This is a genomic window from Luteibacter sp. UNCMF366Tsu5.1, assembly GCF_900119235.1.
Taxonomy (GTDB): Bacteria; Pseudomonadota; Gammaproteobacteria; order Xanthomonadales; family Rhodanobacteraceae; genus Luteibacter; species Luteibacter flocculans.
Genome location: NZ_FPIS01000001.1, coordinates 40,059 through 63,839 on the forward strand (window position 1 = coordinate 40,059; position 23,781 = coordinate 63,839).

Annotated in this window: 17 protein-coding genes; 9 read left to right on the plus strand and 8 right to left on the minus strand. The window is 64.4% G+C overall.

What is annotated here, in order from left to right:
- Nucleotides 1-97: 97 nt before the first annotated feature.
- The 4 genes from BT115_RS00190 (at nucleotide 98) to BT115_RS00200 (ending at nucleotide 3,493) form a co-directional block, all read left to right on the plus strand.
- Complete coding sequence (locus BT115_RS00190) at nucleotides 98-919, plus strand: serine hydrolase domain-containing protein (RefSeq protein ID WP_218184700.1); 822 nt, start codon at nucleotides 98-100, stop codon at nucleotides 917-919.
- Between the two features lie 117 nt (nucleotides 920-1,036).
- Nucleotides 1,037-1,165 (plus strand): hypothetical protein, encoded by a 129-nt coding sequence (locus BT115_RS18780; RefSeq protein WP_255369333.1) that lies wholly within the window; start codon nucleotides 1,037-1,039, stop codon nucleotides 1,163-1,165.
- A 212-nt stretch (nucleotides 1,166-1,377) separates the two neighbouring features.
- The gene (rimO, locus tag BT115_RS00195) at nucleotides 1,378-2,700 is read left to right on the plus strand and encodes a 30S ribosomal protein S12 methylthiotransferase RimO (RefSeq protein WP_072320561.1); all 1,323 of its coding nucleotides are present in this window, start codon (nucleotides 1,378-1,380) and stop codon (nucleotides 2,698-2,700) included.
- Between the two features lie 4 nt (nucleotides 2,701-2,704).
- Nucleotides 2,705-3,493: a DUF3025 domain-containing protein gene (locus BT115_RS00200; RefSeq protein ID WP_072320562.1), complete on the plus strand. Its 789-nt coding sequence runs from the start codon at nucleotides 2,705-2,707 to the stop codon at nucleotides 3,491-3,493.
- 241 nt (nucleotides 3,494-3,734) lie between these two features.
- Here the strand turns inward: BT115_RS00200 and BT115_RS18315 are convergent, their stop codons facing one another.
- A complete protein-coding gene (locus tag BT115_RS18315; RefSeq protein ID WP_072320563.1) occupies nucleotides 3,735-4,370 on the minus strand; it encodes a response regulator transcription factor in 636 nt (211 codons plus the stop codon).
- 85 nt (nucleotides 4,371-4,455) lie between these two features.
- On the opposite strand from BT115_RS18315, the gene BT115_RS00210 reads away from it, so the two are divergent.
- Entirely contained in the window at nucleotides 4,456-8,022 is a 3,567-nt protein-coding gene (locus tag BT115_RS00210; protein ID WP_177257332.1) for an ATP-binding protein, read from the plus strand.
- Nucleotide 8,023: 1 nt separating this feature from the next.
- Here BT115_RS00210 and greB read toward each other — a convergent pair whose 3' ends face one another.
- The 3 genes from greB to BT115_RS00225 are packed head-to-tail and all read right to left on the minus strand — an operon-like array spanning nucleotide 8,024 to nucleotide 11,281.
- Complete coding sequence (gene greB / locus BT115_RS00215; RefSeq protein WP_072322153.1) at nucleotides 8,024-8,524, minus strand: transcription elongation factor GreB; 501 nt, start codon at nucleotides 8,522-8,524, stop codon at nucleotides 8,024-8,026.
- Nucleotides 8,521-9,783, minus strand: a complete 1,263-nt coding sequence (locus BT115_RS00220) for a hypothetical protein (RefSeq protein WP_072320565.1) — start codon at nucleotides 9,781-9,783, stop codon at nucleotides 8,521-8,523. Before BT115_RS00220 ends, greB begins: the two co-directional genes overlap by 4 nt.
- 1 nt (nucleotide 9,784) lies before the next feature.
- A complete protein-coding gene (locus BT115_RS00225; RefSeq protein WP_072320566.1) occupies nucleotides 9,785-11,281 on the minus strand; it encodes a helicase HerA-like domain-containing protein in 1,497 nt (498 codons plus the stop codon).
- Nucleotides 11,282-11,416: 135 nt separating this feature from the next.
- On the opposite strand from BT115_RS00225, the gene BT115_RS00230 reads away from it, so the two are divergent.
- Nucleotides 11,417-12,940 carry a transglycosylase SLT domain-containing protein gene (locus BT115_RS00230; RefSeq protein ID WP_072322154.1) on the plus strand — a complete coding sequence of 508 codons (1,524 nt, stop codon included), beginning with the start codon at nucleotides 11,417-11,419 and terminating at the stop codon, nucleotides 12,938-12,940.
- A 24-nt stretch (nucleotides 12,941-12,964) separates the two neighbouring features.
- Here the strand turns inward: BT115_RS00230 and BT115_RS00235 are convergent, their stop codons facing one another.
- Nucleotides 12,965-13,414, minus strand: coding sequence for a hypothetical protein (locus tag BT115_RS00235; protein ID WP_072320567.1), 450 nt, complete (start codon nucleotides 13,412-13,414; stop codon nucleotides 12,965-12,967).
- Between the two features lie 144 nt (nucleotides 13,415-13,558).
- On the minus strand, nucleotides 13,559-14,413 hold the full coding sequence (gene asd, locus BT115_RS00240) for an archaetidylserine decarboxylase (RefSeq protein ID WP_072320568.1): 855 nt from the start codon (nucleotides 14,411-14,413) through the stop codon (nucleotides 13,559-13,561).
- 228 nt (nucleotides 14,414-14,641) lie between these two features.
- Between asd and BT115_RS00245 the strand changes: the two genes are divergently transcribed.
- The 3 genes from BT115_RS00245 (at nucleotide 14,642) to BT115_RS00255 (ending at nucleotide 18,748) form a co-directional block, all read left to right on the plus strand.
- The gene (locus BT115_RS00245; protein ID WP_072320569.1) at nucleotides 14,642-16,090 is read left to right on the plus strand and encodes a hypothetical protein; all 1,449 of its coding nucleotides are present in this window, start codon (nucleotides 14,642-14,644) and stop codon (nucleotides 16,088-16,090) included.
- A gap of 104 nt (nucleotides 16,091-16,194) precedes the next feature.
- Nucleotides 16,195-16,812, plus strand: a complete 618-nt coding sequence (locus tag BT115_RS00250; protein ID WP_072320570.1) for a hypothetical protein — start codon at nucleotides 16,195-16,197, stop codon at nucleotides 16,810-16,812.
- A 499-nt stretch (nucleotides 16,813-17,311) separates the two neighbouring features.
- Nucleotides 17,312-18,748 carry a catalase gene (locus BT115_RS00255; protein WP_072320571.1) on the plus strand — a complete coding sequence of 479 codons (1,437 nt, stop codon included), beginning with the start codon at nucleotides 17,312-17,314 and terminating at the stop codon, nucleotides 18,746-18,748.
- Nucleotides 18,749-18,792: 44 nt separating this feature from the next.
- Here BT115_RS00255 and BT115_RS00260 read toward each other — a convergent pair whose 3' ends face one another.
- Both BT115_RS00260 and BT115_RS00265 read right to left on the minus strand, forming a co-directional pair.
- The gene (locus BT115_RS00260) at nucleotides 18,793-20,742 is read right to left on the minus strand and encodes a CocE/NonD family hydrolase (RefSeq protein ID WP_072320572.1); all 1,950 of its coding nucleotides are present in this window, start codon (nucleotides 20,740-20,742) and stop codon (nucleotides 18,793-18,795) included.
- Between the two features lie 10 nt (nucleotides 20,743-20,752).
- Nucleotides 20,753-23,761 (minus strand): TonB-dependent receptor, encoded by a 3,009-nt coding sequence (locus tag BT115_RS00265; RefSeq protein ID WP_072320573.1) that lies wholly within the window; start codon nucleotides 23,759-23,761, stop codon nucleotides 20,753-20,755.
- Nucleotides 23,762-23,781 lie beyond the last annotated feature (20 nt).

A 23,781-nucleotide genomic window follows, 5' to 3' on the forward strand; every position in this document is an offset into this window, starting at 1 on the left:
TAACCCGGTTGCCGTCGCCGAAGCGTGCGTGCGGTTTGGCACGTGGTGGGTACCAATGGAGATGGCATGCTCATGCCCCTGACTACCGGAGGGGCACATGAAGACATGGTTTGTCATCGCGGCTGTCTGCCTTGCGATCGCTGGGCAGGGGCGCGCCAGCGAGTTGCAGGAGGCGCTGGACGCACAGCTCAAGGCCAACGCCCTGGGTCACGGTATTCCGGCCCAGGCGGTCCGAGTCACCCACAACGACCAACTGGTCTACGAAGGCACCACGGGCACGACGGTGCTTGGTGGCGGAAAGTCCATCACGCGAGAGACGCCGTTCCCCATTTACTCGGTGAGCAAGCTGTTCACCAACACGCTTGTGTTGCAGCTCGCGGAGGAGGGCAAAATCGACCTCACCGCGCCCGCGTCGCGTTACGTTCCCGATCTGCCCGACGCGTGGCGTGCGTTGCGCATCGAGCAGTTTCTGAATCACGTCACGGGACTGCCGGACTTCTTCGATCCACAGCATATGGATCGGCCTTTCTCTCCCACGCTGCACGACGCGCTTGTCGCAGTCAGCAAGATGCCCGTCACCTCGGCGCCGGATCAACAGACGCGCTATTCGGGTACGAACTATCTCGTGCTTGAGGCGGTGTTGCAGAGCGTCGCCAATAAGCCGTATCGCACGCTCGTCGAGGAGCGGATCATTCGCCCACTGGGCTTGCGGCATACGTCCCTGGAGCCGTCGCGTCCGCCCGCTGACATGGTCGCGAGTTATCGCGCGGCGAACGGTCGCGCCGTCATCGATCCGCCGATCAACTGGCCTGACTACGCTATCGCCCAGGGCTGCATTGTGTCGACGCTGGACGACCTTGCGACATTCATGTCCGCTGTCGCTAACGGAAAGCTGGTCTCACAAACGGCGCTGATGTAGTACTGGCATCCGTATCGCTTTCCGAACGGCAACCAGGGTGGCTTCGCTTCCGGTTGGGAGTACGTCGAGAACGGCCGCTGGCACGAGCTGGGTCACGACGGCGGCACCAAGGTTCGCGTGCGGATTCTCTACGACGCCAACCTGGAGGATCACTTCGTCATCGTCTACCTGACCAACGGCAATCGCGACGACGTCTGGTCGCGTACCCTCGTTAACTCGGTGCAGGAGATTGCCGTGCCGCGTTGAGCGATCGGAGGCACAAGCTGCTAGCGACGGCGGGGGGCGAGCTTGCCGGTGGGAGCCAGCCTGCTGGCGATGGAAGCTTGCCTCGCTGCCACACCGCTTCGTCGGCTTTTCGCCAGCAGGCTGGCTCCCACCGGTGCTTTGGCTTCTCGCCGCCATGGCGGCTCGCACAGGGGCTATAATGCCCGGTTTCCCACCCCCGGTACCCACGGCATATGTCCCAGGCCGCTCAGACCCAGAAGATCGGTTTCGTCAGCCTCGGCTGTCCGAAAGCCCTGGTCGATTCCGAACGCATCCTCACCCAGCTCAAGGTCGAGGGTTACGAGATCGTGCCGAGCTATGGCGCGGCGGATGCCGTGGTGGTCAACACCTGTGGCTTCATCGATTCCGCCGTGCAGGAGTCGCTGGATGCGATCGGCGAAGCGCTCCACGAGAACGGCAAGGTGATCGTCACCGGCTGTCTCGGCAAGCGTCAGGAGCTGATCCGCGAGAGCTATCCGGACGTGCTCGCCATCACCGGTCCGCAGGATTACGCCTCGGTGATGAGCGCTGTGCATCAGGCACTGCCGCCGACGCGTAACAAGTTCCTCGATCTCGTGCCCGACACCGGTGTGAAGCTCACGCCGAAGCATTACGCGTATCTCAAGATTTCCGAAGGCTGCAATCACCGTTGCAGCTTCTGCATCATCCCGTCGATGCGTGGCGATCTCGTCAGCCGTCCGGTGGACCAGGTGCTGCTCGAAGCCGAGCGACTGGTGAAGGGCGGCGTGAAGGAACTGCTGGTGATCTCGCAGGACACCAGCGCTTACGGCGTGGACGTCCGCTACGCGGAACACGAGTGGCGCGGCAAGGCCTATCGTACGCGCATGACCGAACTCTGCCAGGGCCTGTCCGAACTTGGCGTGTGGACGCGTCTGCACTACGTCTACCCGTATCCGCACGTGGACGAGGTCATGCCGTTGATGGCGGAGGGCAAGATCCTTCCGTATCTCGACATCCCGTTCCAGCACGCGAGCCCACGCATCCTCAAGCTGATGAAGCGCCCGGGCAATGTCGACAAGACGCTCGAGCGCATCCAGAACTGGCGTCGCCAGGTGCCCGATCTCACCATCCGCAGCACCTTCATCGTCGGTTTCCCCGGCGAGACCCACGCCGAATTCCAGGAATTGCTCGACTTCCTTCGCGAGGCCGAGCTCGATCGCGTGGGCGCGTTTGCCTATTCGCCGGTCGATGGCGCGAAAGCCAACGAGCTGCCCGGTCAGATCGACGAAGAGTTGAAGGAAGACCGCCTCGAACAGTTCATGGCGGTGCAGGCGGAGATTTCCGCGGCCAAGCTGCAGCGGAAGGTTGGCAAGACCATCAAGGTGCTCGTCGACGAAATCGATGCCGAGGGCGCTTGGGGTCGGTCCAGCGCCGACGCACCGGAAATCGACGGCGCGGTGCGTATCGACGACGGCCAGCTCCTGAAGCCCGGCCAGTTCGTGGACGTGCTGGTGGAAGAGGCCGACGCACACGACCTTTACGGCCGCCTGGCCTGACCCCATGCGTTATGTGGCACCGACGCGGGATGCGCTGGACAGGCGCGTTTTGGTGGTGCCACCGCTCTCGGACTGGTTCGCGTTCGCGGCCCTCATGGAAGGGCCAGAGTGGCCTGACGTCGACGCATTGAACGCGCTCTGGCCCTCGCCGGGGGCGCAGCATTTCGTCATGCAGGACAAGGCGCTGCTCGCCGATGGCCTGCATTACGAGGAGCGCATCGCACGACGCGGCGCCATCGCCACGCGTCCCGCCAATTGGCATGACCTGTTCAACGCCTTCATCTGGCTGCGCCATGGCGCGATCAAGCGGGCGCTCAATGCGCGACAGATGGCGGAGATCGCCGTCATGGGACCGCGTGAGCGGTCCCGCGCTCAATATGCCCTGACGCACTTCGACGAAGCCGGATTGATCGTGACCTTGCGCGATCCGGCCATGCTCGATGCATGGAATGCGCACGACTGGCCGCGCCTGTTCTGGTCGCACCGCGAGGCGTGGCTGCGTGGCGACGCGCGCGTGGACGTGTTCGGTCACGCTTTGCTCGAACATGCACTGACACCCGGCAAGCTGCTTGTCGGCAAGGCGCTGGTAGTGATGCGTGATGGCGATGCCGCAGCGATCTGCGCGGAGGCGATCGCGTCGGGCGCCGTGCTCAACGACCCGCTGGAACTGCGCCCATTACCGGTCTCCGGCGTGCCTGGCTGGCACGCCGATGCCGTGCACGAGTCGTTCTACACGAGTGCGCCGTGCTTCCAGCCGTTGCGTGCCGGGCGTGTCTATCCCGCAGCGCTCTAGCCGCACCATCTCGCCGCTATAGCGGCTCCTACAACGTCAGTGTGGGAGCGGCGATCTCCTTGTGGGAGCCGCCATGGCGGCGAGAGCAATCTGCCGGTGGGAGCCAGCCTGCTGGCGATGGGAACTTGCCTCGCCGCTACACCGCTTCGTTGGCTTATCGCCACCAGGGTGGCTCCCACCAGCAAACTCCGCTCGCCGCTATAGCGGCTCCTGCGACCTCGCCGACGTTCGGATGCCTGCGCTAAACCAGCCCGTGATCGCGGGCGAAATCGCCGAGCAGGCTGTCGTGGTCAACGCCGAGCTTGCGCATTGCATCGCGCTTCTGCCGGCTGATGGTCTTCACCGATTTGCCTTCGCGGTCTGCGATCTGCTGCAGCGACATGCCGTTGACGAACAGTCGGATGACCTCCGTCTCGCGCGGCGACAGCGGTGCACCGGGCATCGCTTCGGAGACCTCGTCCGCCTCGTTGAGGATGTCCAGCAGCGTCTCGCTGAGATAGGTCTCACCGTCCGCCACGGCGCGCGCTGCGGTTGCCAGTTCGTCCATGGGGGCGCGTTTGTCGACAATGCCGCGCACGCCGCGATTCAACATGGACTGCAGGGCGGCGGGGCGATTGATCATCGTAAGGATGACCAGGGCGATCTTCGGATACTCCTTCGCGATGGTCTCGACGAGGGCGAAGCCGTCGTCCTGCCGATCGCTCGGCATGAGAAAATCCGTAATGACGACGTCGCAGGGACGCTCGGCGAGCATGGACAGCAACTCGTCCGCCGCCTTTGCCTCACCTACCACGTCGATGTGCGCATGGCGCAGCGCCAGCGCGCCGCCGACGAGAACCAGGGGGTGGTCGTCTGCCAGAATGACCTTGAGTGGCATGCCTCTTGTTCTCCTTACTGCATTGCGGCACAGCGAACTTCGAACCGATTATGCCCACGAAGGTTCCCCTGACGAAGCCCACGACGTGATCCGACACACATTATTGGTCATCCTGCTCCTGCTGGTCGCCCTGGCGCCACCGGCGTGGGCGGCGTCGGAGACGTCCCTGTCGGCGGACGACGCGGCCTGGTTGCGCCACCACCCGGTCGTGGTCGTCGGTGCCTACCGCGAGGGCTACCCGCCATTCGAGGAGTGGCGTGACGGCGAACTGGAAGGCCTGGGCCCCGACTACCTGCGCCGGATCGCCCCTGAGCTGGGCATCACCGTGCAGACGCGGCTCTTTGCCACGTGGCCGGAATTGCTCGCGGCGCTGGCGCGTGGCGAGATCGACGTGGCGACCTCCGTCACGCCGTTGGAGAAAGGCATGCCTGGCATCCGGGTAGGTGCCACCTACTTCGAGTCCCTGCCGTCGCTGGTGGAGCGGGGCGATGCGTCCATGGTGCACCGGCCGGGCGACCTGCACGGCAAGCGCCTGGCGGTCCACACGGGCTATTTCGACATCGACGCGCTGCGCCGCGAACTGCCCGACACCACGCTCGTGGAGACGGCCTCCACGGCCGACGCACTGGCGCGCGTGCGTACGGGCGACGTCACGGCCTACATCGACAACCCCTATTCGGCGCGCGAGTTCGTTTCGCGGCTGGGGCTGGAGCGAGAACTGCGCGTGGGCGACCCGTTGGCGCTCCCGATCAGCGCCCTGGCGTTTGCCGTGCCCGCGGACCGGGCGCCGCTCGGTCGTGCGCTGGATCATGCCCTGGGCGAACTCACCGCGGCGGACCACGGCAAGCTGCGCGCGCGCTGGGTAGGGCGGGATATCGCGCCACGCCCGCGGCAATCGGCGATTCCCCTGAGTGAGAAGGAAAAGGCCTGGCTTCAATCGCTGCCGACCCTGCGCCTGGGCGTGGACCCGAGCTATGCGCCCTTCAGCCTGCTTTCCGGGAAGGGGGAGGCGGAAGGTCTCGCCCTGGACTATGTGCGCGAGATCGCTGCCGAGCTGGGCTTGCGCCTGAGCCAGGTCCCCAGCGACGACTGGACAGGCACCGTGGAGAAGGTCCATCGCGGCGAGGTGGATCTCGTCGCCGCGATCAATCCGCAGAGCGCCACCTCCCCTCAACTGGAGCCGAGCGTCCCGTATCTCGAATTCCCGATCATGATCGTGACGCGTGAGGGCTCGCCCACCGTGGCCGGTCGCGACGATCTTGCCGGCAAGCGCGTGTTCGCCAACGTTACCCGCGAACCGATCCGTCGCTTGCTCGAAAGCATTCCCGGCGTGCAGACGATTCCCGTGGGCACGGAAGTCGAAGGCATGCGACGACTGGCTGCCGGAGAGGGCGATGCCTTCGTCGCCAACCTCGCCACGGCCGATTACTACATTCGCGATACGTTCCTGGGCCAGTTGAAGGTGGCGGCGCCCACCGGAGACAGCGAGGCGATCGCCGTCGGCGTGAGTCGCGATCTCGCGCCACTGCTGCCGTTGGTGAATCGTGTGCTGGTCAATCTTTCCACACATCGGCAGCAGGAGATCCGCAACACCTGGTTTGCCTCGCATTACGTGGTCGGTCCGACCTGGCGTGAGATCGCGCATCGCGTGCTGCCGTTCGTCGCGGTGCTGCTGGTGTCGCTCGTCGCCATCAGCTACGCCTATCTCAACCTGCGCCGCGAGACGCGTCGGCGCGAACGGACGGAGCGACGCCTGGCGGAAGTCACCGCTCACGTCCCAGCCGTGGTGTACGAAGCCGTGCGCGACAGCGAAGGCGTGTATGCCATGACCTACGTCGGCGGCGATCCGCAGACGATTCTCGGCATGGAACCGGGCGACCTGCTGTCCGGCGACGCGACTCTGCTGGCCGCCGTGGCGGACGAGGATCGCGAGAAGCTGCGCGCCGCTTTCGAACGTTCCGCGCGTGAGCTGGTGCCGTTGCACGTGACCGTGCGGGCGCAAGTCGACGGCCGCGCACGCTATCTCAGTTCCGATGCCGTGCCGCTGGCGGCTGCCGATGGCAGTGTGCGCTGGAACGGATACTGGGTGGACGTGACGGCGCAGGAACTCGCCGCGCGAGGCCTCGCTCGCGCGCGCGACGATGCGGAAGCTGCCACGCGCGCCAAGAGCGACTTCCTCGCCACGATCAGCCACGAGATCCGCACGCCGATGAACGGCGTGATCGGCCTGCTCGACGTTCTCGAACGCACGCCGCTCGATGACGGGCAGCGGCGGATGGTGTCCACCATCGAGCATTCTGCCGAAGCGCTGCTGCACATTCTGGACGACGTGCTCGATTTCTCGAAGATCGAGGCGGGGCATCTCGCACTCGATCCCCAACCGGCCGATCTCCGCGCCATCATCGATGGTGCGGTGGCGGTGCTGCGCGCGCAGGCCGAGGCAAAGGGGCTGTCGCTGCACACGGAGATCGATGTCGCACTCGCGCCGGCTGTGGTCGTCGACGACGGTCGCCTGCGGCAGGTGCTGCTCAACCTGCTCGGCAACGCCATCAAGTTCACCGCCACGGGCGGCGTTCGCATCGCGGTGCGCGTCGACGAACAACACGGCACCCGGCAACGCCTGCGCATCGTGGTGGCCGATACCGGCATCGGCATCCATGCTGCAAAACTGCGTCACGTTTTCGCGCCTTTCAGTCAGGCCGAGTCGTCCACGACGCGGCGTTTCGGTGGCACCGGGCTCGGCCTGACCATCTCGCGGCGTCTGGTCGAACGCATGGGTGGCCACATCGCTGTCGAAAGCGAGCCGGGCAAGGGCACCACGGTCAGCGTCACGCTTGAACTGCCCGTTGCCGCGGCGTTGCCGCAGGTCGAGGCCGCTGCCGCCGTGGTGGAGACAGGGATGGCGGCACCCGTGCGAGACGCGCGCATCTTGCTGGCCGAAGATCATCCCGTGAACCAGGAGCTGGTGCGCGTGCAGCTTGGGTTGCGCGGTTACGGCTGCGATGTCGTCGAAGACGGCGAGGCCGCGTTGGCGGCGCTCGCAAGGACGCACTACGACCTGTTGCTGGTGGACTGCCACATGCCGCGCATGGACGGCTACGAGGTCGCGCGTGAAGTGCGCAGGCGCGAGGCTGGCACGGGTCGGCATCTGCCGATCGTGGCGATGACGGCGGATGCGCGTCCCGATCAGCGCCAGGTCTGCCTGGCTGCCGGCATGGACGATCTGCTGCGCAAGCCGATCCGGTTGGAAGCCTTCCACGCGACGGTGGCACGCTGGCTTGCACCGGACACGTCTGCCGAGCCCCTGCTCGACATGGAGCGCCTCCGTCGCGCCTTCGGTAGCGACGAGGCCGTGGCTGCCGTCATCCGCGCCGGTGCCGACACCACGCGCGGCGCGCTGGCGCGATTGCCGGACGTCTTGCAGCGCGCGAGTGCGGGTGACGTCGCCGATTGGGTCCACCACGTGCTCGGCGGCGTGAACGTCTTCGGATATTCGGCCGTGGGTGACCACGGAGAGCGTATCGAGCAGGCCCTGCGCGACGGTGCGGAGGTGGATCGCGTGGCGTTGGACGCCTTTGCCGCCGAGCTTGCGCGCTTCACGGATCGACTCGAACATGCAGCGCGGCGCTTGTCCGAGCCGAGCCGTTCGTAGGTCAGCCGTAGTCGACGCCGATCACGGCGAATCGCGTGCGGCCGCCCGGCAGCTCTGCCTCGAACTCGTCGTCGATGCGTTTCTTCAGTACAGCGCGGGCGAGCGGCGAATCGATGCTGATCCAGCCGAGTCGTGCATCTGTCTCGTCCGGGCCTACGATGCGATAACGCACGGTCTCACCGGAGTCCACGTTTTCCAGTTCGATCGTGGCGCCGAAGAACACGGCATCGCGTTGCGACGGTGCGGCCTCCACCACCTTCAGGACCGGAATCCGTTTGCTGAGGTAACGCGCGCGGCGGTCGATCTCGCCGAGCTGCTTCTTTCGATAGGTGTACTCCGCATTCTCCGAGCGATCGCCTTCCGCGGCGGCAGCCGCGAGGGCCTTTACTACCTCGGGACGCACGGTGTGCCAAAGATGATCGAGTTCCGCCTTGAGCCGCTCGAAGCCCTCGCGGGTGATGATGGCGGTGGACGAAGGCGAGGGTGGGCGCCAGCGGCTCATGTGCTCACCGAATGCGTTGCGGTCCATGTGGCGAGCAGCACCTCGATTTCGCCGGTCAGCGGATGACCCGGGTAATCGATGAGCAGACGACGCGCCAGTGCGGTGGCCTGCGTGGTCTCACCCAGTCGCTCGTGCATGCGTACGGCGAGCAGGCCGTAGTGCGGCGCGCCCATGTCTTGCGGCCATGTTTGCAGATAGCCCGCGGCGAGGTGCAGCGCGAGCCGCGTCATGCCGCCGTGCGCGGCGGTATCGGCCAGGGGCCCGCAGGTCTGAGTGGCGTCGGGAAGAAATGCTGGATCGACGTCGACGCAGTCCTGCACCACGCCAAGCGCGCGTCGCGTCTCGCGCCCCGTCACCAGCGCTGCTATCCAGATCTGTCCGTGCACCAGCAGCTCCTGCACACGGCCTTGCGCGCGCAGCAGTTCGCGGTAGCGTGCGTGCATCGCGGCGGGCGCGAGCCCTTCGCGCAGTCGTTCGGTGAGGATGTCGGTCGCGCCGGGCACGTCGTCGCGTGCCACGAGGTTCACATGCGCCAGCAGTGCCGAGTCGTCGTCGGGATCGGTTGCCTCGGCGAGCGTCATCGCTTCCGGCCGATAGCCCAGCGCTTCGTGGCGATGGTGGATGAGCGCGCCCATCAGGTGAAAGTTGTACACGGTCAGATAATTCGCGATCAGGTAATAGGCCACGGTACCGAAAAAAGTTGGGCCGCGATCCTGCATGGCGTACTGCGCGCCGGCCTGAAGCAGTCCACTGGCAAGCATCATGACGAACAGCAGCAGATAGGCGCTGCCGAAGCGACCGATGGCAGCGATCCACGTCGTCGGGTTCAACGCGGCGCCGACACCATCGAAGGTCAGCGACATCGTTATCACGGGAAGCACGAAAGCGAAGAGCAGCGACACCAGCAGGCCGGGAAAGCCGAAGAAGATCGGCGCGAGCACGCTCATCGCGTTGCCGACGAGTTGGATCATGATCAACGCGACGCTCGTCCGGTCCTCGCTATGCACGGCGAGTTCGGGCGGCTCCGCGTAACCATCGGCCGTATGCCGCAGGCATTCGAACGAGTAGGTGTAGATCGCCACCCAGCCCAGACCGATCACGAGCAGCTTCAAACCCGTGATCGGCAGGAAGGCGATGCATTCGAACAGCGTGACCGCACCGATGGTGATCAGTGCGGCGCCATGCAGCGGATAGCGCCAGCCGGTACGTACGCGCTCGGCAAACGGTGTATTCGGATCGGCGAGGGCGCGATCGATCATCTCAGCGCTTGCCCCCGAAGATGCCGCCAAGGATGCCGCGCACGATCTGCTGACCCATCCGCGATCCCGCGGTACGCACCATCGACTTCGCCATCGTTTCCAGCATGCCCTGACGACGACCGGTGCCGAACACGGCATCGCGCACGGTGGCGCTCCAGTCGGCGCCGTCCGTGCTCTTGTCACCCGCCTTTGCAGGGGAAGCATCGGCGGGAAGTTTCTCGCTGGCGCGAGCGGCCAGGCGTTCCGCAGCAGACTCGCGATTGATCGCAGTGTCGTACTTGCCTCCGACAGGCGAACGCGAGCGGACGGTTGCGCGTTCTTCGGGCGTGATCGCACCGATGCGGCACTCTGGCGTAGATACCAGCACCTTCTGCACGGGCGACGGCACGCCACCGTCGCCAAGCGTGGACGCCAGCGCCTCGCCGGTACCCAGGCTGCCGATCGTCTCCACGACGTCGAGCTTCGGATTGCGCGCAAAGGTCTCTGCCGCGGCCTTGACCGCCTTCTGATCGCGCGGTGTGAACGCGCGCAGCGCATGCTGCACGCGATTGCCCAGTTGGCCCAGGATCTCGCCGGGCACGTCATCCGGGTTCTGCGAACAGAAATACACGCCCACGCCTTTGGAGCGGATGAGTCGAACCACCTGCTCGACGCGCTGGCGCAGAGCGGGCGGCGCATCGTCGAATAACAGATGCGCTTCGTCGAAGAAGAACACCATCTTCGGCACCTCGAGATCGCCCACCTCGGGCAATTGCTCGAACAGCTCGGACAGCAGCCAGAGCAGGAAGGTGGAGTACAGGCGTGGCTTCAGGATCAGCGTGTCGGCGGCCAGCACGCTGATGACGCCTCGGCCGCTCATGTCCTGGCGCATGAGGTCGGCCAGTTCCAGCGCAGGTTCGCCGAAGAAGGCGTCCGCGCCGTCCTGTTCCAGTTTCAGCAGGGCACGCTGGATCGCGGCCACGCTCTGCGCGCTGATCAAGCCGTAACGCGCGGAGATGTCCTTGGCGTGCTCTGCGGCGAAGCTGAGCATCGCGCGCAGGTCGTCGAGGTCCAGCAACAACAGGCCCTCGTCGTCCGCCACGCGGAAGATCACTTCCATCACGCCTTCCTGGGTGTCGTTGAGTTCCAGGATGCGCGAGAGCAGGGTGGGGCCCATCTCCGACACCGTCGCCCGGACCGGATGACCCGCCCTGCCGTAGATGTCCCAGAAGACCACCGGATTGGCTTGCGGCTTCCAGCCGGACAGGCCGAGGGTCTTGAGGCGCGCTGCCAGCTTCTCCGACGGCGCTCCGGCCGCTTGGGACAGACCCGCGAGGTCTCCCTTGGCATCGGCCAGGAAACAGGGCACGCCGAGCCGGGAGAATCCCTCCGCCAGCAGCATCAGGCTCACCGACTTACCGGTGCCGGTGGCGCCCGCGATCATCCCGTGGCGGTTGCCGTAGCGGCTGTCCAGTTCGACGGTCGCGTCGTCGTTCCGACCGATGAGGATCGTGGGCATGGCAGCTTCCTTAAGAATGTCCTGAACAAGTCTACGCAAAGCAGCGACATCAGAGAGAATTTGTCGGCGAACAGCTTGAGTCCGCCCGGCCCGGGCGGTAACGTGGCCGGCATCGTCCGTCCCTCCGAGCAGTACATGTCCGTCCGCGTCCCGCGTTCCTTTCTGGTTGTTTCCCTTGCCATGTTGGCAGGCTGCGCGTCGAGCGGCGGCCCCCGTCCCGGCAAGGCGCCGCCCCAGGTCAACGCCTTGTACGACCGGATGAACCAGGCGAGCAAGGGCTACGAAGCGTCGATCGAGCAGGCCCGTCGGGGCGACACCGCTGCTGCGGAGCAGAGCCGCAAGCAGTCCCTCGATCAGTTGAAGGATGCCTCCGCCCGATGTGCCCTGACCCCGGGCTGCGACCAGCAGCGGTTCGCCGCCGTATTTGACCGGCTGCTGCGCCTGAAGGACGGCAGCTTCATCGAGGGTGAGGATGCCGACGATACGGAGCAGGGCGCCGAGGTGGGCGCGCAGCCCGGCGATGCCGCCGGGTCCATCGTCGTCAATGCGCTGCCGCAGGCGCAGCGCAGCGTCACGATGCTCAAGGGCCAGCAGTTCTCGGACCTCATGGTGATGAACGGCCCGGTGAAGGCGGCGCTCGAAATGTGGCTGACCCAGCTGCGCCCGAACCTCATGGACGCCTACGTCAATTACCAGATGATGCGCTACAAGATGTGGCCGGCCTACAAGAAGGCCGACCTGCCGGAGGCGTTGCTGTTCGGGATCATGGCCAAGGAATCCGGCGGCAAGGTACACGCGGTATCTCGCTCGGGTGCTTCCGGGCCGCTGCAGTTCATGTACGCGACCGGGCTGCGTTTCGGCCTGTCCAACGCGGATGGCTTCGACCAGCGCTTCGATCCCACGATGGCCGCGCAGGCCAATGCGGAATACATCGACGAGCAGCTGGGCGCGTTCAACAACAATCTCGAACTCACGCTGGCGGCGTACAACGGCGGCGAAGGCCGCATGCGCCGCATTGCGGCTGCGAATCCCGGCGCGAGCTTCTACGACCCGCAGATCTACGGCCAGATGTCGGCCGAAACGCGCGACTACGTGCCGATGGTGCTCGCCGCCGCGTGGCTGTTCCTGCATCCGGACAGCTATCACCTCACCTGGCCCAAGGTGGACGGCCAGCCTGGGCAGATCGTCCTGACGCGTTCGGCATCGCTCGCCGAACTGACCGTTTGCCTCGGTTCCGCGCGAGACATGCCGGATGGCTGGTTCCGCACCCTGCGCAACCTCAATCCCCGGCTCGATCCACAGGTCACGTTGCCGGCAGGTACGCGCCTCGAGGTGCCCAAGCCGTTAGAGAAGGTCTACATGGCGGCATGCACGACCGGCCCGTGGCCGATTCTCGCCAGTGACCTGCACAACGCGGTGAAGATCGTGGCCCCTCCGCCGCCGGCCGCGACATCGGCGGCTCTGGTCAACACGTCACCGGCGGCATCGAAGCCAAGTCCCACCGCGTCGAAGAGCTACACCGTGCGCCGCGGCGACACGCTCAGCAGCATCGCCCGCCGCAGCTCTTGTGCCGACGTGGAGGACATTGCCCGCATGAACGGGCTGAAGGGTCACCATCTGACGGTGGGGCAGGCCATTCGCCTGCCGGTGTGTCGCTGATCTAAGGCCGTAAACGGCTCTGAATCAGGCGGCCGCGTGCGGCCGGTTCGCCCAGGACGCGGTGGCTCCGCCGGTACGCTCGGACGCCGACAACTCCTTGATCTGACGCATCAGTCGCAGGATCTGCCGATGCAGGTCTTCCATGCCGGGCCGGCGCGAGTCGAGCGTCTCGTGGTAGACCGCAGCGATCCACAGCGCCACACCGCGCGTGGCGATGAGGGGATTCTCGGAGCGCGCCTTACCCAGCCCGATGTCGGGGCCGTGACCGTAGGTGCTGTAGCGTTCTTCGGGCGGGGTGCCGTAGAGATGCGGGAAGTCGCATGCCGCTGCCTGTTCCATCTCGCGCCGGACCAGTTGCTGAAGGTCCGCGTGTGCCCGCACCGGAAGGGCGAGAACGACACGCTCGATGTCCGCGAGCTGCCTTCTCAGGCGAATTTCGCGATTGACGGCAATGAGATGGCTGACCAGACGCATGGACGACTTCCCCTAGTACGGATGCTTCTCGCGGTCCCGACGCCCCTCCCCTCAAAGGGTGACCGGTCGGCGAAGAATACCCTGGGCATGGGTCGAATGTAAGACGTTTTGGTCACATAGTGACGTCAGTCGTCACGTTTGTCGTCACGCGCCCGAGGCGTCGCCTGCCCACGCGCCGAGTCGTTGCCCCACGACGACCTGCTGCAAAGGCTGCAGCGGGTCGAGCGTGTAGCCCTCTGGCAAAAGCAGGATCACCGTGGAGCCCATGTTGAAGCGGGCCATTTCCGCGAAGCGCTCAAGGTGGATGCCGCGGCCGCGACAATCCTGCCGGCGGATGGACGACGCGTAGGGCGGGATGGCGAGGCCGTCCCAGACCGTCGCCACGCTGGAGACCAGGATAGCCCCCACCATCACCGACACGAACGGGCCATGTTCGCCTTCGAACCGGCAGACGAGCCGCTCGTTGCGCGCGAACAGGCGCGGAATGGCCTCCACGGCGAACGGCGCCACGCTGAAGATGCGGCCGGGCACATGGGTGGTGCCGGTGAGTTCGCCCTGCAGGGGCATGTGCACGCGGTGGTAGTCGCGCGGCGACAGGTAGATGGTGACGAAGCTGCCGTTGCGGAACGGTGCTGCCGCCGCCTCGTCGCCGAGCAATTCCACCGCGGTGTATTCCTGGCCCTTGGCCTGGAAGATCCGGCCATCGCGGATACGGCCGGACTGGCTGATCCGGCCGTCCGCGGGGCAAAGCACAGCCTGCGGATCGGGATCCGCCCGGCGCGCGTCAGGCTTCAGCTTGCGGGTGAAAAACGCATTGAAGTGCTGATAGGCAAACGGGTCCGGCTGCGCCGCCTGGCTCATGTCGACGTCGTAGCGCTGCACGATCTCCCGGATCAGGAAGTTCTTCCACGGCGCCCACTCCCAGCGGGTGGCCTGGTAGACGATGCGCGACAGGAAGCGATGCGGGAGGATGTATTGCAGCAGGACGTTGGCTTTCATGCGCCGGAGTATAGGCGACCGGGCCAGATCCACCACCTATGAACTGTGGGGATGCGGGACCCGCCCTGCAAACAAGCACTTGCGAATGACTTAGCCGCATCCGCACGGCGTATGCCGGAAATGCGCCATGGCAACGCTGGTGCTGTCGCCCGCGTCGGTCGGACAGTAGTTCCAGGTCCATCGGAGCGGACCGTCGTTCCATCGTCGTATCCAGGGAAGGAGCAGGACATGCATCGGATCGTCATCGGGTTATGCGCCGCGCTGTTCGTGGTCACCCTGCCGCAACCCATTTGGGCGATGCCTTCGCCCCAGGCGACGACGGCCTCGGTCGCGGCGAAGCGTGCGGACGCGAAGATCCAGAACACGAAGGAATCAGGGCAGAAGAAACCAGCTGCGAAGACGCCAGGTACTACCTCGGCCGGCACGAAGGAACTGGAAGGCGAGACGGCCGTCAAGGACCTGCGTGCGTGGTACCAGGACGTGCGTTCGGACTGTGGTGCCACGTCGAATGGGTTGGCGCCTGCGTTTCTCTGCACGGGTGTGATGCTGCGCGCTACGACCGTAGGCAGCTACCTGCCTTGGAATCCGAATCCCGCCTCCACGGGCGTGTCGTTCTCCTGGCTGCGCACCGATACGAATTTCAGCCGGCTCGCGTTCGACTTCCGCAACGGCTTCATCTTCTATCCGAAGGATAAGGGCGCACCGGGCTCGACGGTGATCAATGTGCTCTGCGTTTTTCCCATGGACGCCGATACGTCCACCCGTGCGAACAGTGGTTGCGGAAAACATCCGCAAGGGGGCGATACGAGTGCCGGGTGCAGCGCGCAGGGCATCAACACGGGGCAGGCCTGGTTCACCCATTTCAACGCGTTGCCTCCGGAAGACAAGTACAGGGGGCAATGCGGGTGGAACGTTCGGCCCGACCAGCTCAACGCCGCCAATCGTTTCATGGCGTTCGTGCAAGGTCGGAGCCTGATGCCCGCGCAATGGTGGGCGATCCAGAACGAGTTGCGCATGGCCAGCTGGGCGGAGGGCGCTCAGGTGCCGATCCGCGCGTTCTTCTATCTGAGCGGCGATACCGTGGGACTTGCCAACGCGAGGTCCGACCAGACGCGTTACAAGAGCACCTTCGGTACCTTTGCGCCGATCGTCCGATTGACGCTGCCGATGCAAAAGGGCGGGCAGGCGGAGTTTGAATACGACACTGCCGATCAGGCGATTCCGGATCCGGGTTTGCCGACGTTGCCTGAGCCGGGACCGGATACCACGGTTGTCGATTTCGAGAAGGTTCCGCTCGGAGGGGGCAAGAGCTATATACCCTTGAGCACTTACTACTCGTCTCTAAACGTGTACCTCAGGATGACCTGCCCCAACATGTACATACGAAACGAGCCCGCGACGGGAATGAGGGGGCATCATCTTGATTTTCTCGGTGAACAGTTGCTTGTAAATGGGTCAATCGCGCTGCCCGCACGTACGGTTGAGTTCACGCTTCATGCCGACTCACCGGTCGGTGTGCAAGGTACTTGCGGGACGTCCACCGGGCCGGGCGCCCTTGTCGAAAAGAATGGCGAAAGATACCGGCTTTCATGCGCATCCGGGTCAAACGTTTATGACTTCAAAGTAACGGTCGCCGACGGCAAGGCCCAGATGGACGATCTATGGTTAACCAAGTGACAAGCTTGCCGTTCGCTGTAGCGATAAACGGTTGCATGGTACGCACCATCACGCTGTACACGGCGAACGGGTGATCCCGATCTCATCCAAGGAAGGAGTAGGACATGGTCCGGCTGGTCATTGTCTGTTTCGTAGTCGCATTGGCGTACGTGTCCATGCCGAGTTGGGGTGCGTCGGCAGAGGTTCATGGCGCTGCGGGAGCCGAGCCCGTGGCGCAACAGGCGTCCCGCGCGAGTTGCGGCACCACGAGGAAAATTCCGCGGACGCCGATACCGAGTGCCGCCGCACTGCCTGAACCTGGCGCAGGGACCTCGGTGTTCGACTTCGAGGCGGTTCCTCTCGGAGGAACGCTGAACTTGATCTATTTCGAAACCTATGCCCGGTTGAAAGGGACGCTCACTACGCGGTGCGGCAAGCTGTACATACGCGACAGTGTCGTACCTGAGTTGAACGGGCGCCATCTTGATTTTGTCAGCGGCGAAGTGACGATCGTTGCAAGGGACGTCGTGACGGGCGCGCAGTTTCGCGTGCTCGAACTCACGTTGCATGCGGACGCGCCGATCGGCTTGTCGGGCGTGTGCGCGGGAAGTCCGGCACCTCTTATCGAGCACAATGGCTCGAGATACAGACTTACCTGCGCGTCCGGAGGAACCCTGGCTCAAGTCAAGGTGGCGATCGCGGATGGCAAGGTCCAGATGGACGACCTGTGGTTCACGCCGTGACGCGCATCCCTGCTTACCAAAGCAGGTGTCAAACATGCACATCGCCGCCAAAGAAGGGCGAGACCGTGTATCGAGTGGTCGTGTTGCTGTCCGCTGTGGCGGCATCGCGCGTTTTCCGACGCGGACCGAAGGGTTGCCGTCAAGCAGGCACGCGCGCGCGTTGCCGGCACGATGTTTCGGTCGCGAATGAGTAAGACACGCGTCGCCCGATCGCGACACGTGAGTCGTCGCACACCGTCCTTGAGAGCACCCGATCCCGGCACGTAGCTGGTGTAGCGCCACCGCGAGCAGTGCGCAGCGGCGGGGATTTCCAATCCAATGAAAGACGGCTCGCCCATCCTCTTCGCTGGATGACAGGCGATGGCGGCGTACTGGTTCGATAGGGTGCATCTATCGATACGGTCATAAATATGAATTTCCCATATGGCCCGCCATTGCTTACCGTTGCCGTCACGTCCTTCCGCGTTCGCGCTCCCTCACTCCTTCAAGGGTAAGACCCATGAGCAAGCTCACCACCGTTTTCGGCGCCCCCGTCGTCGACGACAACAACACGATGACTGCCGGGCCGCGTGGGCCTGCCTTGCTTCAGGACGTCTGGTTCCTGGAGAAGCTGGCTCACTTCGACCGCGAGGTGATTCCCGAGCGGCGCATGCACGCCAAGGGTGCTGGCGCGTTCGGCACCTTCACCGTGACCAATGACATCACCCAGTACACCCGCGCGAAGATCTTCTCCGCCGTGGGCAAGAAGACAGAAATGGTGGCGCGCTTCTCCACGGTGGCTGGCGAGCGTGGCGCGGCAGATGCGGAGCGTGACATCCGCGGCTTTGCCTTGAAGTTCTATACCGAGGAAGGCAACTGGGATCTGGTGGGCAACAACACCCCGGTGTTCTTCATTCGCGATCCGCTGAAGTTCCCCGACCTCAACCACGCCATCAAGCGCGATCCGCGCACGGGCCTGCGCAGTGCGAATAACAACTGGGACTACTGGACGCTGCTGCCCGAGGCGCTGCATCAGGTCACCATCGTGATGAGCGAACGCGGTGTGCCGCGTTCCTATCGGCACATGCATGGCTTCGGTAGCCATACCTATAGCTTCATCAACGCCAACAACGAGCGCTTCTGGGTGAAGTTCACCTTCAAGACCCAGCAGGGCGTTCAGAACCTGACCGATGACGAAGCGGCAGCGGTGGTCGCGCACGATCGCGAAAGCAATCATCGCGATCTCTACGAGGCCATCGAGCGCGGTGAGTTCCCGCGTTGGACGCTGTACGTGCAGATCATGCCCGAGGCCGATGCGGCCAAGACCCCATACAACCCGTTCGATCTGACCAAGGTGTGGCCGCATGGCGACTACCCGTTGATCGAGGTCGGCGTGATGGAACTCAACCGCAACCCCGAGAACTTCTTCCAGGACATCGAGCAGGCCGCGTTTGCCCCGGCGGTGATCGTACCGGGCATCGGTTTCTCGCCGGACAAGATGCTGCAGGGCCGCCTGTTCTCGTACGGCGACACGCAGCGCTACCGCCTTGGCGTGAACTACGCGCAGATTCCGGTCAACGCGCCGCGCTGCCCGGTGCACAGCTATCACCGTGATGGCGCCATGCGCGTGGACGGCAACGGCGGCGGTTCCACGCCGTACGAACCGAACAGCTACGGCGCGCTGCAGGCTCAGCCAGACTACTCCGAGCCGCCGCTGGATCTGGGCGATGCCGTCGCCAAGCGTTGGAACCATCGCGAAGACACCGACTACTTCTCGCAGCCGCGCAAACTGTTCGAGATGATGAATCCGGCACAGCGCGAGGCGTTGTTCGGCAATACGGCGCGCGCCATCAAGGGCGCATCGGAGCAGGTCGTTCAGCGGCACATCGCCAATTGCACCGCCTGCCATCCCGACTATGGAAAGGGTGTGGCCGAGGCGATCGCGAAGCTCGGTTGATCCACTGAGGCCCTCCCTGCGGGGAGGGCCTCGTCATAGGTCGATCAGGGCGCCAGCACTACCGGTAGTTCGATATACGTGCCGTGCTCGCCGTCCCTGACGATGGTCTGCGTAGCCTTGCGGTAATCGCCGGGCTTCGCATTGAAGATGTTCGGCACGAACGTCTGTGGATTGCGGTCGTAGAGCGGGAACCAGCTCGACTGGATCTGCACCATCACCCGATGGCCCGGCTGGAACACATGGTTCACCGTGGGCAGCGGAAAGCGATAAGCCAGCGGCTTGTTCGCTACCAGCGCCGTCGGTTTGTCGTAGCCCTCGCGGTAACGGCCGCGGAAGATCTCCATCGCGATGGGCAACTGATAACCGCCCATCGACGGCTTCTCTTCGACTTCGTCGGGATAGACATCGATCAGTTTCACGACCCAGTCGCTGTCCGTGCCGCTGGTGGAGGCGAGCAGGTGTACCAGCGGTTCGCCCGACACGCCCATGGGTTTGTCGAGCACGGGCGAGACGTAGGTCAGCACATCGGTCCGCGTGGCGAACTGGCGCTGGTCGTCCACGAGCCATTCCGGCCAGGAGTCCTCGCGATCCGCGACGCCATGCGACCACGACTGGATCGGTCGAACGCGGTACGGCACCGGCTTCGCGGGATCGGAGACGTAATCGTCTTCGCCCTTCGCGGGCGCCGTCGTGCCGAATGCTCCATCGGCCTCCACGAACCAGCGTTGCATGGTAGGCGTGCAGCCTTTGCGGCAGCCCGATGGCCAGGTGTCGAGCTGGCGCCAGGTGTTCTCGCCGGTGACGAACGCATTGACCGGGGCGATGCTCGCCTTCGGCGCATCGTCTTTCAGGTACTGGGCCAGGAACGGCCGGAGGATCGTCTGCCGAAACGTGGTCCCCGTATCGCTACCGAGGTCGATCGCACCGATCGTGTCGCCTTTTTCCCAGGTCTTGGCGTGGCGCCACGGGCCCAATACCAGCCATAGTTTCGTGTGCCCGGGATCGCGCAGTGCGAGTGCGCGGTACACGGCCATGTCGCCGTAGTTGTCTTCCTGGTCCCACAAGCTGTGCACCAGCATGGTCGGTACGGTCATCGGCTCTTTCGCCGCGACCTTGTCGATGGCCTGGTCGGACCAGAAGCTGTCGTAGGCGGGGTGGGCCAGCAGCTTCTGCCAGAAGCCCAGCGCTTCCATGCCATAGGCGCGACCGATGTCGCCCGCGGAACCACCGCGTAGATACAGGTCGTAATCGTCGCGGTAACCCGTGGTCCAGCCGATGTCGCTGCCGCGCGAGTTCACCATGCCGTAGATGTAGGGAATCATCTGCTGGCGAAAAGCACCGCGATGAAACCAGTCGTCACCCATCCAGCCGTCGATCATCGGATTGATGGGCACGGCCACCTTGAGCGCGGGGTGCGGATGGATCGTCGCGACCATTGCTTCGAAGCCGTCATAGGAGATGCCGATGATGCCTACCTTGCCGTTGGACTCGGGCACGTGCTTCACCAGCCAGTCCACCGTGTCGTAGATGTCGGTGGACTCGTCGACAGGCGTCGGGTTGCCCGGCCCGATCGGCGGGCGATTCATGACGAAGTCGCCTTCGGAACCGTGTTTGCCGCGAATGTCCTGGATCACGCGGATGTAGCCGTCCTGCACGATGATGTCCGCGGGATTGTCGTAGCCGCGCAGCATGGTGCCGAGATGTGGGCTGTCGCTTCGATGCCCCATGCCATCGGCGCCGTAAGGCGTGCGCGTGAGCAGGATGCCGGCGTGCGTCGCACCCTTGGGCAACACGATCACCGTGTGCAGCCTCACACCGTCGCGCATGGGAATCTCGACGGTGCGACGTTTGTAATCGAAGCCGGGATTCGTCGGCGCGAACTGGGCCGGGATTTCCGTCGGCAGGTCTTTGTAGTTGGTCTCGCCGCCGAGCGCCGGGGTCGCGAGGACCCCGGCGGCAAGCGCGACGATACCCAGTCGCAGTAGTGGATGCATGGGTTCCCCGTTAGAAGTCGTAGGTCACACCGAAGCGGGCGTAACGCGGCTGCGTATAGCTGATGACCTGCTGGTAGCCGTCGTTCACCGAGTTCTTGCTGCCCGACACGGGGTTCGTACGCTGCGAACGCTGCTGGTTGAGCAGGTTGAACACCGAGGCGGTGAAAGCCAGCTTGCGATCGGCCCACAGCGGACGGTACTCGAGGTTCACGTCCACGAGTTCTTCCCACGGCTCGCGTCCCTTCGCACCATACGCCGACGGCTGGCCGAAGCAGAAGTGATAGTAGCTGCCGTAGCCGGACGGATCGCTCTCGGTTTCGCCATAACGGCCCAAACAGGACTTTGGCAGGCCGGACTGGATGAGCAGGTTGGCCGAGACCAGCCACTCGGGCGCGATCTGGTATGAACCGTATAGCTTCAACTGGTGCTTGCGGTCGTTGGCGAGGTAACCGTTGGCGTAGTTCATGAGCGTGGCGTAATCCCAGTCACGCGACGCCGCGACGGAACCCTGGCCCACGTCCGAACGCACCTGGCCTTCCGTGTTGCCATAGCTGCGCGAGTACAGGTAATCGACCTTGCCCGACCACGTGCCATCGAACGGATGCGAGAGGTACAGATCCAAGCCGTAGTAATTACGCTTCAGGTGGCTGAAGCCGAAGTCCGCATTCGTCACCGTGACGTTGGTGTAGCCGCCGTTGGCGTTGGCGAGCTGGTAGACGTTCGCGCGACCCGGGTTGGACAGGTAGCAACTGCCGACCGTCACCGCGTCGATGTCGGCGCCCTGGGCGACGGCGGCACGGGTGATCGCGCCGTTGTCGCAGACGTCGTCCAGCGCGTTGCGCAGTTTGCGCACCGTGGCCTTCGCACCGGCTACCCAGTCGGCATCGATCTGCTTGTCCAGGCCCAGGATGAACTCGTCCTGGTATTCCGACTTGATGTTCTTGGCGCTGACCGTCTTGGGATCGGGCGGCTGGCCGTACTCACCGTTGGGAGACACGGCACCACCGGTGGCCGACCGAATGAAGGTCACGCCGGTCGGCAGGCCCGAGGCATCGATGCCGGTGTAGGTAAAGTACTGATTGGTCGCGAGTGAGCCGGCTGACGTGCGCAGGGCAACGGATGCCGGCATGGCGAGGAAATAACGTCCCGCGTTGCCGTAGACCTTCATGCTGGAATCGCCGTTGACGTCCCAGCTGAAACCGAGGCGCGGCGCCCACTGCGGCTTGGTCAGCTTCAGGTACGGCTGGCCTGCCGGGTTGTAGTTGGTGAACTGGTCGTTGCGCAGGCCAAGGGAGAGCAGCAGTCGATCGGTGACCTGCCAGTCGTCCATGATGTATTGCGCGCGCTGCTTCACGCGCACCGAGGCGAGCGTGTTGTAGTGGCGGTAGTAGCCGTAGTAGCCGGTTTCGCCGCCGGGATAATTGGCCGGCTTGTCCACGAACGGGCTGTCGCTGATGTTGAGGTTCTTGTCGCCCTTGGCGTACCACAGCTCGTAACCATCGCCGCCGATGGTCGTGCCGTCGTCGATGTCGTGCGAGTCCTGGTTGTCGATACCTGCGGTGATCGAGTGGCTGCCGATCTTATAGTTCAGATCGACGCGCAGGTTGCGGTTGGTGGACTCATGATCGGGGTTGTCGATCGTATCCAGCGTCTGGCCGTTGGTGATCGGCGTGCCGCCGTTGAGCGCGGGGTTCTGCTGGCTGACGTTGCCGATGAACGGGCCGGTGACGCCCGTGGCTGGCGGCTCGTTGTAGTAGGTGAGCTTCGACTTGCCGTAGAGCGCGGTGAGCGTCAGGTCGTCGGTGATGTAGCTGGTGAACTTGGCGACATAGACCATGGCCTTGGTCTTATAGGTGGAATCGGTGCTGGCGAAATCGCCGACCGTATTCGTGTCGTAGTCGTAGGTGTACTTGTTGCCGTTGGACCGGTGGGTCTGGTTGACGCCGGTCAGCTCAAGGATGTTGCTGTCGTTGATGTTCCAGTCGAGCTTGCCATACCACTTCGGATCCTTGTACGTGTACTTGGTGTCGTACGCGTGGTTCACGTCGCCGATGCTGTTGCCCTTGCTGCGCTCCATTTCCACGGCAGCAAATGCGTAGAGCTTGTCCTTGATCAATGGGCCGCCGGCATAGGCGCTGACCGTCGTGCTCCATTCGTGGTTGCGGTCGTTGCGCTGGTTGATCGAGCCCGGCGGTGCCGGATTGTCGTGACCATAGGTGATGTTGCGCGCACTGGCGCGCGCGAAGTCCGGCTCCCACAGTACCTGCGCACCGAAATGCCACTCGTTGGTGCCGCGCTTGCCGACCTGGCTGATGACGCCGCCGTCCGAGCGGCCGTACATCGCGGAGTAACCGCCGCTCAGCACTTCCTGCTGATCTACGGCGCCGTAGGGCAGGGTTACGCCACCGAAGCCGCTGAGCGGATCGGTCGTGTTCATGCCGTTGATGTAGTACGCGTTCTCCGAGACGGCCGAACCGGCAAAGCTCACCAGGCTGCCGCCGAAGGCATTCTTGAAGCCGGTATAGCCCGGCGAGGCGCCCGGTGCGAGCAGGGCCACGGCCTCGGCCGAGCGCTGCAACGGCAGACGCGCCATGTCGGCCGCAGTGATGACCGTGCTGGAAGCAACGGTAGCGACGTCGATCTTCGGCACCTGGGTGGCCGACACGGTCACGCCTTCGAGCTGCTGCGCATTGCCGGCCGCCGTGTCGAACGACACGTCGGTGGCGGCACCCACGCGTAGGGTGATGTTGTCGCGTGTATCGACGACGTTGCCGCTGGACTTCAGCGAAACCTTGTACGTTGCCAGCGGCAGCGAATCGGCGACGTAGTGGCCGCGTGCGTCCACAGGTACTTCGCGAACGAGGCCGTTGCTGCCTTCGATCAACACGGTTTCATTGGCGGCAATTGGCGCCTGGCCGGCGATACGGCCTGTGGTGGCCTGGCCGAAGGCAACGCCGGACAGTGACGCCGCGACCGCGGCGCATAAGACGGTATGTCGGAGGGTGGGGCGGGGTTTCATGGGATGCTCCGGGGAAAGGC

Bases quoted from the DNA above. Each gene is read 5' to 3' on its own strand.
- BT115_RS00260 (WP_072320572.1), bottom strand. From the start codon at position 20,742: ATGCATCCACTACTGCGACTGGGTATCGTCGCGCTTGCCGCCGGGGTC.
- BT115_RS00235 (WP_072320567.1), bottom strand. From the start codon at position 13,414: ATGCGTCTGGTCAGCCATCTCATTGCCGTCAATCGCGAAATTCGCCTG.
- BT115_RS00255 (WP_072320571.1), top strand. From the start codon at position 17,312: ATGAGCAAGCTCACCACCGTTTTCGGCGCCCCCGTCGTCGACGACAAC.
- greB (WP_072322153.1), bottom strand. From the start codon at position 8,524: ATGAGCCGCTGGCGCCCACCCTCGCCTTCGTCCACCGCCATCATCACC.
- BT115_RS18315 (WP_072320563.1), bottom strand. From the start codon at position 4,370: ATGCCACTCAAGGTCATTCTGGCAGACGACCACCCCCTGGTTCTCGTC.
- rimO (WP_072320561.1), top strand. From the start codon at position 1,378: ATGTCCCAGGCCGCTCAGACCCAGAAGATCGGTTTCGTCAGCCTCGGC.
- BT115_RS00245 (WP_072320569.1), top strand. From the start codon at position 14,642: ATGCATCGGATCGTCATCGGGTTATGCGCCGCGCTGTTCGTGGTCACC.
- BT115_RS00230 (WP_072322154.1), top strand. From the start codon at position 11,417: ATGTCCGTCCGCGTCCCGCGTTCCTTTCTGGTTGTTTCCCTTGCCATG.
- BT115_RS00190 (WP_218184700.1), top strand. From the start codon at position 98: ATGAAGACATGGTTTGTCATCGCGGCTGTCTGCCTTGCGATCGCTGGG.
- BT115_RS00225 (WP_072320566.1), bottom strand. From the start codon at position 11,281: ATGCCCACGATCCTCATCGGTCGGAACGACGACGCGACCGTCGAACTG.
- BT115_RS00200 (WP_072320562.1), top strand. From the start codon at position 2,705: ATGCGTTATGTGGCACCGACGCGGGATGCGCTGGACAGGCGCGTTTTG.
- BT115_RS00250 (WP_072320570.1), top strand. From the start codon at position 16,195: ATGGTCCGGCTGGTCATTGTCTGTTTCGTAGTCGCATTGGCGTACGTG.
- BT115_RS00220 (WP_072320565.1), bottom strand. From the start codon at position 9,783: ATGATCGATCGCGCCCTCGCCGATCCGAATACACCGTTTGCCGAGCGC.
- BT115_RS00265 (WP_072320573.1), bottom strand. From the start codon at position 23,761: ATGAAACCCCGCCCCACCCTCCGACATACCGTCTTATGCGCCGCGGTC.
- asd (WP_072320568.1), bottom strand. From the start codon at position 14,413: ATGAAAGCCAACGTCCTGCTGCAATACATCCTCCCGCATCGCTTCCTG.